The sequence below is a fragment of the Dermacoccus sp. UBA1591 genome (genome assembly GCF_002322065.1).
GTDB lineage: Bacteria > Actinomycetota > Actinomycetes > Actinomycetales > Dermatophilaceae > Dermacoccus > Dermacoccus nishinomiyaensis.
This window is the reverse complement of the sequence record NZ_DCNR01000046.1, coordinates 67,503-79,003: the sequence shown is the minus strand read 5'-3', so window position 1 is coordinate 79,003 and position 11,501 is coordinate 67,503. Positions and strand designations below refer to the sequence as shown.

Below are 11,501 nucleotides of genomic sequence, written 5' to 3'. Positions count from 1 at the left end.
GCCTCGCTGCACGAGGCGCCCTGCGTCCATGACCCACACCTCGTCGGCACTCTCGGCGCTCGCGAGGCGGTGCGCGATGACGACGCTCGTGCGGCCGGTCATCAACTGATCGAGCGCTCGACCCACGGCGACGTCCGTCGTGGGATCGACGCTGGAGGTCGCCTCGTCGAGCACGAGCACGTCAGGGCCCGCGACGTACGTGCGCGCAAGCGCCACGAGCTGCCGCTCCCCCGCACTCAACCGCCCGCCGCGAGCGCCGACCTGCGTCAGCACTCCGGCGGGCTGCCCCGCTAACCACGCGCCGCAGCCGATGGCGTCGAACGCGGCGGCGACGTCCTCATTCGACAGGTCGGGGCGCGCGAAGCGCACGTTGTCGGCGATCGTGCCGTCGAACAAGAACCCTTCCTGCGGCAGGTACGCGACGGACGCGCGTAGCGACGCGTCGTCGAGGTCGCGCAGATCGACGCCTCCGAGACGCACGACACCGTCGGACGGATCGACGAGTCGTGTCAGCAACTTCGCGAGCGTGCTCTTGCCCGAACCGGTCTCACCGACGACGGCGACACGACGACCTGCGGCCACCGACGCCGTCAGCCCGACGATAGCGGGCTTGTCGCCCGCGCGATACGCGAACGTCACGTCATTGAATGCGACCCCGACGGGCCCTCGCGGCAACGTCACCGGCTCGGTGGGCGGCTCGACCTCGAGTGGCGTGTCGAGCACCTCGATGATGCGACGCCACCCGGCGAGCGCGTTCTGCAGGTCGTTGAGCACCTCCGTCGCCGTCTGCACCGGCTGCGTGAACAGGTTCGTCAGGAACACGAACGCCGTGATCTCACCGACGCTCATCCGCCCGTGCGCCCCCTGCCACGCGCCGACGGCGAGCACGAGGACGAGCGCGAGCCCCGAGATGCCCTGCCCCGACACGAACGCACCGACCGCGCGGATCTGCGCGCTGATGGCCGCACGACGCTGACGTTCGATCGTCTCGTCCATGCGCGCCTGCGTGCGCTCCTGCACCCCGAACAACCGCACAGTCGCGGCACCCGCGACCGACTCCGAGATCGCACTGAGCATGTCCGCGACGCGCTCACGCACGACGCCGTACGCGCGCCCGACGACGCGCTGGAAGTGCCGCAGCAGGAACACGAGCGGCACGAACGTCGCCCACACGACGGCCGTCAGCAGCGGCGAGTACCACAGCATCAGGGCCGTCGCGACGAGCAACTGCCCGATCGAGACGATGAGCATCATGCCGCCGCGCTGCACGAACATCGAGATCTGGTCGACGTCACTCGTCACGCGCGAGACCATCGAACCGCGCCGCGACGCGTTGAGCGTCAACGTCGACAGCGCGTGCACGTGCGCGAACGCCTTGACGCGCAACGTCGCGAGACCCGCCTCCGACGCCTTGAACAGCCGCACGTTCATCACGTACGAGCACAGCCCGGCGACGACGACGCCGACCACCGCGAGCGCACACGTCCAGCGCACGACACCGAGGTCGATGCCGCCCGGCGCGAGGATGCCGTCATCGATCGCGCGCTGGATCGTCATGGGGACGATGACGTTGCTCGTCGTCGCGACGAGAGCGAGCAGCAGCGTCCACCCGAGCCCACGCGTCATCTCGGGTGCGAGCTGCAGGCCGCGCCGCAGGGTGCCGCGATCACTGACGACGGGAGTCGCGCCGGCCGCCTGCGCCGTGGCGGCTGTCTGCGTGGCGGTTGTCGAGCGCCGCTTCATCGCGCCTCGCCTTCCTCGCGGACGGCATCGACGACCGACGCTTCGGGTGCCGCGGTCATGGCTCCCAACGCGCCGCGTTCGTCCGCTTCACCCGATTCGTGGAACACCCCCGTCTGCCCTGCGATCCCCTGCCCCGCGGGCGCCTCGTCCGACCCCGCATGAGGCGGAGCCGATGTCGCCCCGTCCGATGCGCTGCGGTCTGAGTCGCCTTGGCCCTCGCCCTCAGACTCGTCCCCGGACGCTGAAGAGTCCTGCGTCTCGTACGCCGTGAGCAACAGCGCATAAGCCGGCTGCGTCGCCATGAGTTCTTCGTGCGTGCCTTGAGCGACGACGCGCCCGGCGTCGAGGAACGCGACCTCGTCGGCGAGCAGGATGCTCGAGCGGCGGTGCGCGATGATGACGCTTGTGCAGCCGTCCGTCGCCTCCTCGAGGGACGTGAGGATCTGCCCTTCGACCGCGGGGTCGATGGCACTCGTCGCATCGTCGAGCACGACGAGCCCGGGGCGTCCCGCGAGCACGCGCGCGAGCGCCACGCGCTGACGCTGACCGCCAGAGAGCCGCGATCCGCGCTCGCCGAGCGAAGTGTCCTCCCCCTCCGGCAGCGCCGCAACGAACCCCTTGGCGTGCGCGACACCGAGCGCCGCATCAATAGCCCCCGCATCCACACCGGCGCGCCCCAGCGCGACGTTCTCACGCGTCGACTCGTTGAACACGAACGCCTCCTGCGTCGCGAGGGCCACCCGCTCCTCGCGTGCCACGGCATGCGCGGCGGGCACGCCGTCATAGAGCACGCTGCCCGAATCGGTCGTCGTCAGCCCCGCGATGACCTGCGCGAGCGTCGTCTTGCCGGCACCCGTCGCCCCGACGACGGCAAGGGATCCGCCCGCGGGCACGCGCAGCGTCACGTCGGTCAACGCTGCGCGCCGCTCCTGAAGGCCCTCGGCCACGTCGGAACCGTCCTCCGACTCGCTCCCAGCATCAGCCCCCACCGCCGGCCGCGCGTCGTGACGGAACGTCACGTGCTCGACCTCGACGCCGATCGGCCCACCGGGTAGCTCCAGCGTGCGCGCGGGCACCACGGTCGAGCCCGCCTCGTCGAGGATTGGCTTGACGCGCTTCCACCCGATCGCGACCTGCGGCAGGCTGAACAGGATCCAGCCGAACGCACGCACCGGCCATGCGAGCAGGTTGAACAGGTACGCCACCTCGACGACGTCGGCCGCCGTGATCGCGCCTGACGCGACCCGCTCGGCGCCGACGAGGACCACGAGCAGCGAACCGATCGTCGGCAGCGCGTTCGTCAGCGGGTCGAAGATGCCCTCGGTGCGTCCGAGCCTGACGTTGGCGTCGCGCAGCTCGCCCGCGGCGTCACCGAACCGGGACACCTCCGCGTCCGCTCGCCCGAGCGCCTTGACGACGAGTGCGCCGTCGAAGCTCTCGTCCGCGACGGCGCTGACGCGCGCTCGCGCGGCCTGAGACGCTTCCACGCGGGCGCGCATGACGACCTGGAACCAGTAGTTGATGACGATGAGCAGCGGGAACACGACGAGCGCGACGACGCCGAGCCACACGTCGACGAGGAAGATCGAGACGAACCCGAACGCCAGCATGACGGCGACGCCGAGCGCCATCGGCAGCGGCTGGAAGATGTTCCAGATCGCCTCGACGTCCGAGTTCGCGTGCGACAGCAGCTGACCCGACGGGTGCGCGAGGTGCCAGCGCATGGGCAGCAGCTGGTAGGCGCGCGTCACCTGCCGCCGCGTCGAGGCGATGAGGTTGTTGTACGCCACGCCCGCCGCGATGCGGCGCAGGATGACGGCGGCCGCGTTGAGCGCGACGACGCCGCCGAGCTGCCACACGATCTGCCAGACCATCGCACCGTCCAGGTGACGATCGCGCACCGCCGGCGTGACGACGTCCGCGACGAGGTGGCCGATGACGCGGGCGGTGAGGACGGTGAGGATGCCGTATGCCGTCGCGCCGATGACGGCGGGCGCGAACGCTCGCCACTGCTCGCGGGCGCCGGCGGCGGCCACGCGCACAGGTGAGGCGTCAGGGGCCAGGTCGGCTGAGGTCACGTGGGGTTCCTTTGCTCGCGCATTCGCGCAGGTGACAACATTGCGGCATGCGCAAGTATGCCCAAGCCGAACGTCATGCCCTGTGCGACACCGCCCTGCGCCTCGGCCCGGACGCGCCGACGCTGTGCGTCGGCTGGAATGTCAGGGATCTCATGGCACACCTCGCGATGCGTGAGCGCCGCCCGGAGGCCCTCGGTATCCTCGTGCCCCAGGTGCGCGACGCGTCCGAACGCACCCGGGAGCGCTACGCGTTGCGCCCGTTCGAGGATCTCGTCGACATGGTGCGCAAGGGTCCGCACGAGTTCTCGCCGTTCCGCATCCCCGCCGTCGATGCGCACGCGAACCTGCAGGAGTACTTCATCCACCACGAAGACATCCTGCGCGCTCAGCTGCCGGCCGCCGACCAGGACGGCGTCCGCGTGCTGGGCGCCGACCTGCAGAACGCGCTCTACGACGCATTGCCCACGGCCGCACGGATGACGCTGCGCCGCTCGGCGATGCGCGTCGCGGCGCTGTGCCCGGGGCACGCGCCGCTGGCGCTCAACTCGCCGTCGGAGCCGATCGGCGAGTTCATCGTCGCCGGCCAGCCGAGCGAGGTGCTGCTGCACCTGGCCGGGCGGATGAGCTTCGTCGAGTTCGAGGGCGAGCCCGACGACATCAACCGGTTCGTCGCTGAACCGCGCGGCATCTGAGCGTCAGCGCACGACGGAGCGTCAGCGCACCGGGTGCCCCGCCGCCGCAAGGGCACCCTTGACGTCACCGATCGTCAGCTCGCCGTAGTGGAACACCGACGCGGCGAGCACCGCGTCAGCGCCGTGCGCGACGGCCGGCTCGAAGTGCTCGACGGCGCCCGCGCCGCCGCTCGCGATGAGCGGGACGCTGACCTCGCGGCGCACGGCGTCGACGAGGTCGAGGTCGAAGCCGGCCTTCGTGCCGTCGGCGTCCATCGAGTTGAGCAGAATCTCCCCGGCGCCCAGCGCCTCCGCGCGAGCACACCATTCGACGGCGTCGAGGTCGCTCGCGCGACGCCCACCGTGCGTCGTCACGACGTAGTGGCCATCGACGTGGCGCACGTCGGCCGACAGGACGAGCACCTGCGCGCCGAACCGGTCGGCGATCTCCCCGATGACCGCGGGGCGGGCGATGGCGCCCGTGTTGATGCCGACCTTGTCGGCGCCGGCGCGCAGCAACCGGTCGACGTCGTCGACCGTGCGCACGCCTCCCCCGACCGTCAGCGGGATGAAGACCTGCTCCGCGGTGCGCGAGACGACGTCGTAAGTCGTCGAACGATCCGAGGAGCTCGCCGTCACGTCGAGGAACGTCAACTCGTCGGCGCCCTGGGCGCCGTACTTCGCGGCGAGCTCGACGGGGTCGCCCGCGTCGCGCAGGTTCTCGAAGTTGACGCCCTTGACGACGCGGCCGGCGTCGACGTCGAGGCACGGGATGACACGCACGGCAACAGTCATGGCACCAGATTAGAGGCCACGGCGGACGCGGCGCCGATAGGTTTGATCCGTGGATGACGCACGCGCCGGCTCGCTCTCGGCCCCCGTGCGTCCCGAGGCCGCCGCCCTCGCGTGCGTGCCGCACGTCGAATACGACGACGCCCTCGCGCACGTCGAGGCGCGGATGACGCGCCCGCGCTGGCTCGTCACGATCGACGGCCGCTCCGGCTCGGGCAAGACGCAGCTCGCCGGCGCTCTGCACGATCGTCACGTGGACGCCCAGATCGTCCACCTCGACGATCTGTACCGCGACTGGGACGGGCTGTCGGCGGGGCTCGTGCGGGCCCGTCACATCGCCGAGCAGTGGTCACGCCACAACGCGAGCACCTACCTGCCGACCCACTGGCCGGGCACGGCGGCGCGAGGACGCGTCACAATCACACCCGATCGTCCGCTCATCGTCGAAGGCGTCGGCGCGACCTGGGTCGGACGGTCGCTCGCCCACGCCGCCCTGTGGCTGGAGGCCGAGCGCGAGACACGCAAGCGGCGCGCGCTGGAGCGCGACGGCGAGACGTTCGTGCCCTACTGGCTCGCGTGGGAGTTGCAGGAGGACGCCTGGTTCGCGGCGCACCCACCGCGCCCCGACGCGCTCGTTCGCGTGCCGGACGACCCCATTCGGGGCTGAACGAGCGTCAGTCGTGCGCGCCCGCCGCGGCTGCGGCACGCTGACGAGCGACCTCGACGAGGGCCGCGAGGCGCGAGGCCTCCGCCTCGGCCGACGGGCCGTCAGCGCGCTGGATGGCCATGACGGCGAGCTGCTCGGTGTCGGCGAGGTCGAGCGTCGCCCAGGCCCGCCCGCCGCCGAACTGGACGCCGAGGATCTCGGCCCACTCGATCTCACGCGTGAGGATGAGGTTGCGCACCTTGAGACCGCGCTCGTTCGGCACGGCCTTGACCAGCCCCCAGCGCGACAGCATCCAGCCGATCGCACACCCGAGGAAGAACAACGACCACTTGTCCATCGTCGTCCACCCCGTCGCACCGCCACCGGGCACGAGGACGAACGCGACGATGCCGAACACGACGACGGACAGCGCCGCCGCGGTGAACGCCATCGCCCGCCCGCGTCGCGGGACGAAGGGACGGTAGGCGTCGACGTCACTCATGATTGCTCCTCGCGGGCTCGACTACAGGCGGCAGGCTGCGATGTCGGTGACGAGGATGGCACGCGCGCCGAGCGCGTACAGCTCGTCCATCACGTGGTTGATGACCTTGCGGTTGACCATCGCGCGCACCGCGACCTTGTTCGGGTCGTGCAGCGGCGAGACGGTCGGCGACTCGAGCCCCGGCGTCAGCGCCGCGGCGCGTTCGACGAGGGAAGCTTCGATGTCATAGTCCATCATGACGAAGTTGCGGGCCGTGAGGACACCTTCGAGGCGACGCACGAGCGTCAGTGCGGCGTCACCGACTTCACGCGCGTCCGGGCGGATGAGGACGGCCTCACTCGTGAGGATCGGCTCGCCGAAGACCTCGAGGCCCGCGTTGCGCAGCGTCGTGCCGGTCTCGACGACGTCGGCGATGACGTCGGCGACGCCGAGCGTCACGGCCGTCTCGACGGCGCCGTCGAGACGTACGACCTCGGCCTCGACGCCGTTCTTGGCGAGATCGGCCCGCACGAGGCCGGCGAACGACGTCGCGATGCGGCGCCCCACCAGCTCGCTGACGGACGTCGCGACACCCGGGCGGCCGGCGTAGCGGAACGTCGAACCGCCGAAGCCGAGCTGCAGGTGTTCGACGGCGCTCGAGCCGGAATCGAGCAGCAGGTCACGCCCGGTGATGCCGAGGTCGAGGGTGCCCGAACCGACGTAGACGGCGATGTCCTTGGGGCGCAGGAAGAAGAACTCGACGTCGTTGTCGCGGTCGACGACGACGAGTTCCTTCGACTCGCGACGCCCGCGGTAGCCCGCTTCCTTGAGCATCGACGCGGCGGATTCGGACAGGGCGCCCTTGTTGGGCACGGCAACGCGCAGCATGGAGGACCCTTCGATCACAGGTGGGAGTAGACGTCGTCGAGCGTGATGCCGCGCTCGAGCATGAGCACCTGCAGGTGGTACAGCAACTGGCTGATCTCCTCGGCGGCGGCGGCGTTGCCCTCGTGCTCGGCGGCCATCCACACCTCGGCGGCCTCCTCGACGATCTTCTTGCCGATGAAGTGGACGCCCGCGTCGAGCTCGGCGACGGTGCCCGACCCTTCGGGGCGCGTGGCCGCCTTCTCGCTCAGTTCTTCCCACAGTTGCTCAAAGCTCTTCACGGTGCCCAAGGCTACCGGCTGCGTTCGCGCCGGGCCGACCGCGCCCGGCGTCGCGCCGCTCACAGCGTCGCGGCCGGAAGCTGCAACGAGCGCAACGTCATCTCCGTGACGACGGCCGCCGTCGCCGCCTCGTGACCCTTGTCCTCGCTCGAACCCTCGAGGCCCGCACGATCGAGCGCCTGGGCGTCGGTGTCGCACGTGAGGACGCCGAAACCGATCGCCTTGCCGGTCGTGACGCCGATCTGCGTCAGCCCGTCCGTCGCGGCGCTGCAGACGTAGTCGAAGTGCGGAGTGCCACCGCGAATGACGACGCCGAGCGCGACGAGGACGTCGAAGTGCGGCGCGAGGCGCGCGCAGGCCGCCGTCAGCTCGAACGTGCCGGGCACGCGCACGAGTGTCACGTCGTCGTCACGGACGCCGGCGTCGGCGAGGCCGCGACGGGCGCCGTCGATGAGGCCGTTCATGACCTTCTCGTGCCAGCTCGCCGCGACGACGGCGACGCGCAGGCCCGCCGCGTCAGTGCTGAGGGTGGGGGCTCCGTGGCCGCTCATGATGTTCTCCTTCGATCGATCTGCAGTGGTGGTTCGTGCGTGCGGGTGGTGTGCCGGGCTGGTGGTTCCGATGCGACGCGCGGTTCACGCGTCGAACGTGTGCCCCATGCGCTCGCGCTTGGTGCGCAGGTAGGAGGCGTTCTGGACGGTGCGCCCCGCGATGAGCGGCACCGTCTCGACGACATCGATCCCGTGCTCGATGAGCTCGCGTACCTTGGCCGGGTTGTTCGTCAGCAGCCTCACCCGTTCGATGCCAAGGTCGCGCAGAATCGCTGCGGCGGCGCCGTATTCGCGCGCCTCGATCGGCAACCCCAGGTTCGTCTGCGCGTCGACGGTGTCGGCGCCGGCGTCCTGCTGGGCGTACGCGCGGATCTTGTTGAGCAGGCCGACGCCGCGGCCCTCCTGCCCGCGCAGGTAGACGACGACCCCGCCCTCACGCGCGACGAGCCGCTGCGCCTCGGCGAGCTGCGGCCCGCAGTCGCAGCGCAGCGAGCCGAGCGCGTCGCCCGTCAGGCATTCGGAGTGGACGCGCACGAGCGGCACGTCATCACCGTCGGTCGCCGCGACGAGCGCGAGGTGCTCGGCGCCGTTCTCCCGATCGGCGTAGGCCTCCACGCGGAACGTTCCGACCTGCGTCGGCAGGTCGGCGCTCGCGACGCGTTCGACGCGGTCGTGGCGGCGCCGCCACGCGATGAGCTGCTCGATCGTGATGACGGCGAGGCCCTCGCGCTGCGCCAGCTCGATCGCGCCGGGCAGCCGCATCATCGCGCCGTCGTCGTGGACGAGTTCGACGATCATCGCGACCGGTTCGAGCCCGGCGAGGCGGCACAGGTCGACGGAGGCCTCGGTGTGCCCGTCGCGCTCGAGGACGCCGCCCGGCTTGGCGCGCAGCGGGAAGACGTGCCCGGGGCGCGTCAGCGCGCTCGGCTCGGTGCTCGGGTCGGCGAGCAACCGCAGCGTCAGCGCGCGGTCGGCTGCGGAGATGCCGGTGTGCACGCCGCCTTTCGCGTCGACGGAGATCGTGTAGGCGGTGCCCTTCGGATCCTCGTTGCGCGACACCATCGGGGGCAGCAGGAGGCGGTCGGCGATCGCGTCCGGCATCGGCGCGCAGATGACCCCGGAGCTGTGCCGGATCGCCCACGCCATCCACTCGCGCGTCATCGTCGCGCCCGACATGACGATGTCGGCCTCGTTCTCGCGGTTCTCGTCGTCGGCGACGAGCACCGGCCGTCCGAGCCGCAGTTGCTCGAGCGCGTCCTCGATGCTCGACAGCGCCAGCGGCGTCTCCTCGGGCGTTGCGGCGCTGGGTGCGGCGCTCATCAGGCTCTCTCTCGTCTCGGTTTTCATCGTCTCGGTCTGCTTCGACGGGCTGTGCATCGCTCAGGCCGCTTCCATCTCGCGTTCGGCGACGCGGTGGGGGCGTGAGATGCGCACCCACTGCACGAATCCGACGACGACGAGGGCTGCGTAGAGCGCGTACAGCACGGCGCTCGGGTAGTACTTGGAATAGATGAGCTCGGGCACGCCGACGGCGTCGACTGCGATCCACATGAGCCAGAAGTCGTTCCAGCCGCGCGCCATCGCGAACGTCGCGAGCAGGGAGCCGACGAAGATCCAGGCGTCGCACCAGAAGTACCACCACGGCGCCGGCCAACCCGCGCCGATCAGCGTGAAGATCCAGTGCACGACGACGACGCCCGCGCCCCAGGCGAGCAGGTAGCCGATGCGCTGGCTCGTGCTCGCCCAGTGCGGCGTGACGGCCTCACCGCTCGTGCCGTCGCGGCGGCTCGCGCGCCACACCCACCAGCCGTACAGGCTCGTGATGATGAAGAAGATCTGCCGCCCGGCCTGACCGAGCATCGGCGCGCGATCGTCCATGCCGAACACGAGCCCGGCGAACACGGTGAACAGCAGCATGTTGCCGATGATGCCGACCGGCCACGCCCACACCTTGCGGCGCATGCCACCGATCGCGGACGCCATCCCGAACGCGTTGCCGATGATCTCGCGCCACGTGATCTGCGCACCGCCGATCGTCAGGTGCGCCGAGTAGGCCTGTTCCCAGATGCTCATGCGCGCCCCTCGGAGGCCGCCAGGCGGGCGTCGAGTTCCACGAGACGGATGTCGAGCGCAGCGAGGCGCGGCGCGAGCATCTGCTCGACGTACTTGGCGAGCACGTCGACCTCCACGTTGACGAGATCGCCGACGCGGGCGGCGCCGAACGTCGTCAGCTCGAGCGTCGTCGGGATGAGGCTGACGCTGAACGACGCCTCCTGGCGCGAGGCGACCGTGAGCGACACGCCGTCGAGCGTCACCGAACCCTTCTCCACGACGTAGGGCGCCAGGTCGACGGGCAGGTCGAAACGCACGACGCTCCAGCGCTCCCCCGGTTCGATGGCGGTGATGCGGACGGTCGCATCCACGTGACCCTGCACGACGTGACCGCCGAACCGTGCCTGCGCGCTCATGGCGCGTTCGAGGTTGACCCTGCTGCCCGGCACGAGCGCGCCCAGGCTCGTGCGATCGAGCGTCTCCTTCATGACGTCGACGCTGAAACGCTGCTCGTCGAACGTGGTCACCGTCAGGCACACGCCGTTGACGGCGATGCTGTCGCCGTGGTGGGCGTCGTCGAGGACTGCGGCGCCCGCGATCGTGAGGATCGCCGCGTCGGCGGTGTGCTCGATGCGCTCGAGCGTGCCGGTCGCTTCTATGATTCCGGTGAACATCAGATCTCCTTCGTGGGACGCAGGCGCAGGCGCAGGTCGGTGGCGGACGGTTCGTTCGAGGGCAGCGTCGTGGCGTCGACGAGGTCGAAGCGGCGGGCCTCCGCGATCGTCGTAATGCCGAGGTCGGCGGCCGCGGGGCGGCCCGCGCCGAGCAGGGCGGGGGCGAGATAGGCGACGATCTCGTCGACGAGCCCGGCACGCAGGAACCCCGCGGCCAGCGTCGGTCCACCTTCGAGCCAGACGGCGTGAATGCCGCGCGCGTGCAGCGCGGCGAGGACGTCGGTCGGGCTCTGCCGGGGCAGCACGAGGGTGGAAGCGGCGTCGTCGAGCACGCGGGCGGTGCCGGGGATCGGGGTGTCGCCGACGACGACGCGCAACGGTTGCTGCACCCCCGCTCGTCCCTGGGCGTCGCGGACTGTGAGCTGCGGGTCGTCGACGAGAACGGTGCCGGTGCCGACGACGATCGCGCCGTGCTCGGCACGCTGCGCGTGAACGTCGACGCGCGCGACCGGGCCGGTGATCCACTGGGACGTGCCGTCCGACGCCGCGCTGAACCCATCGAGGGTCGAGGCGTACTTCCAGCGCACGAACGGGCGCGCGTGGGTGACGGAGAACGTCCAGTCGGCGTTGAGGTCTTGGCTCGCAGC

The 11,501-nt window shown here is 70.8% G+C and carries 13 protein-coding genes; 2 read left to right on the top strand and 11 right to left on the bottom strand.

The window, feature by feature from the left end; genetic code table 11:
• Nucleotides 1-1,743: ABC transporter ATP-binding protein (locus B2284_RS05210; protein WP_286697267.1), on the bottom strand; the 1,743-nt coding region annotated here is incomplete at its 3' end.
• The gene (locus tag B2284_RS05205; protein WP_136788430.1) at nucleotides 1,740-3,821 is read right to left on the bottom strand and encodes an ABC transporter ATP-binding protein; all 2,082 of its coding nucleotides are present in this window, start codon (nucleotides 3,819-3,821) and stop codon (nucleotides 1,740-1,742) included. The genes B2284_RS05210 and B2284_RS05205, both read right to left, overlap by 4 nt.
• Before the next feature lie 47 nt (nucleotides 3,822-3,868).
• Between B2284_RS05205 and B2284_RS05200 the strand changes: the two genes are divergently transcribed.
• Nucleotides 3,869-4,513, top strand: a complete 645-nt coding sequence (locus B2284_RS05200) for a TIGR03085 family metal-binding protein (protein ID WP_006943812.1) — start codon at nucleotides 3,869-3,871, stop codon at nucleotides 4,511-4,513.
• A 21-nt stretch (nucleotides 4,514-4,534) separates the two neighbouring features.
• On the opposite strand, the gene hisF is transcribed toward B2284_RS05200, so the two are convergent.
• A complete protein-coding gene (hisF, locus tag B2284_RS05195; RefSeq protein ID WP_136788431.1) occupies nucleotides 4,535-5,287 on the bottom strand; it encodes an imidazole glycerol phosphate synthase subunit HisF in 753 nt (250 codons plus the stop codon).
• Between the two features lie 49 nt (nucleotides 5,288-5,336).
• On the opposite strand from hisF, the gene B2284_RS05190 reads away from it, so the two are divergent.
• A complete protein-coding gene (locus tag B2284_RS05190) occupies nucleotides 5,337-5,951 on the top strand; it encodes a nucleoside/nucleotide kinase family protein (RefSeq protein ID WP_136788432.1) in 615 nt (204 codons plus the stop codon).
• Between the two features lie 7 nt (nucleotides 5,952-5,958).
• Here B2284_RS05190 and B2284_RS05185 read toward each other — a convergent pair whose 3' ends face one another.
• The 8 genes from B2284_RS05185 to B2284_RS05150 all read right to left on the bottom strand — a co-directional run.
• Nucleotides 5,959-6,432: a PH domain-containing protein gene (locus B2284_RS05185; protein ID WP_006943810.1), complete on the bottom strand. Its 474-nt coding sequence runs from the start codon at nucleotides 6,430-6,432 to the stop codon at nucleotides 5,959-5,961.
• A 21-nt stretch (nucleotides 6,433-6,453) separates the two neighbouring features.
• Nucleotides 6,454-7,299: an ATP phosphoribosyltransferase gene (hisG, locus tag B2284_RS05180; protein ID WP_006943808.1), complete on the bottom strand. Its 846-nt coding sequence runs from the start codon at nucleotides 7,297-7,299 to the stop codon at nucleotides 6,454-6,456.
• 14 nt (nucleotides 7,300-7,313) lie between these two features.
• A complete protein-coding gene (locus B2284_RS05175; RefSeq protein WP_006943831.1) occupies nucleotides 7,314-7,577 on the bottom strand; it encodes a phosphoribosyl-ATP diphosphatase in 264 nt (87 codons plus the stop codon).
• 59 nt (nucleotides 7,578-7,636) lie between these two features.
• Complete coding sequence (gene ribH / locus B2284_RS05170; RefSeq protein WP_006943795.1) at nucleotides 7,637-8,128, bottom strand: 6,7-dimethyl-8-ribityllumazine synthase; 492 nt, start codon at nucleotides 8,126-8,128, stop codon at nucleotides 7,637-7,639.
• Between the two features lie 84 nt (nucleotides 8,129-8,212).
• A complete protein-coding gene (locus B2284_RS05165; protein WP_074039570.1) occupies nucleotides 8,213-9,448 on the bottom strand; it encodes a bifunctional 3,4-dihydroxy-2-butanone-4-phosphate synthase/GTP cyclohydrolase II in 1,236 nt (411 codons plus the stop codon).
• Between the two features lie 60 nt (nucleotides 9,449-9,508).
• Nucleotides 9,509-10,201 carry a nicotinamide mononucleotide transporter family protein gene (locus B2284_RS05160; protein ID WP_074039436.1) on the bottom strand — a complete coding sequence of 231 codons (693 nt, stop codon included), beginning with the start codon at nucleotides 10,199-10,201 and terminating at the stop codon, nucleotides 9,509-9,511.
• Entirely contained in the window at nucleotides 10,198-10,854 is a 657-nt protein-coding gene (locus tag B2284_RS05155; RefSeq protein WP_131941115.1) for a riboflavin synthase, read from the bottom strand. Before B2284_RS05155 ends, B2284_RS05160 begins: the two co-directional genes overlap by 4 nt.
• On the bottom strand, nucleotides 10,854-11,501 hold a 648-nt coding region (locus B2284_RS05150), incomplete at its 5' end, for a RibD family protein (protein ID WP_286697266.1). The genes B2284_RS05150 and B2284_RS05155, both read right to left, overlap by 1 nt.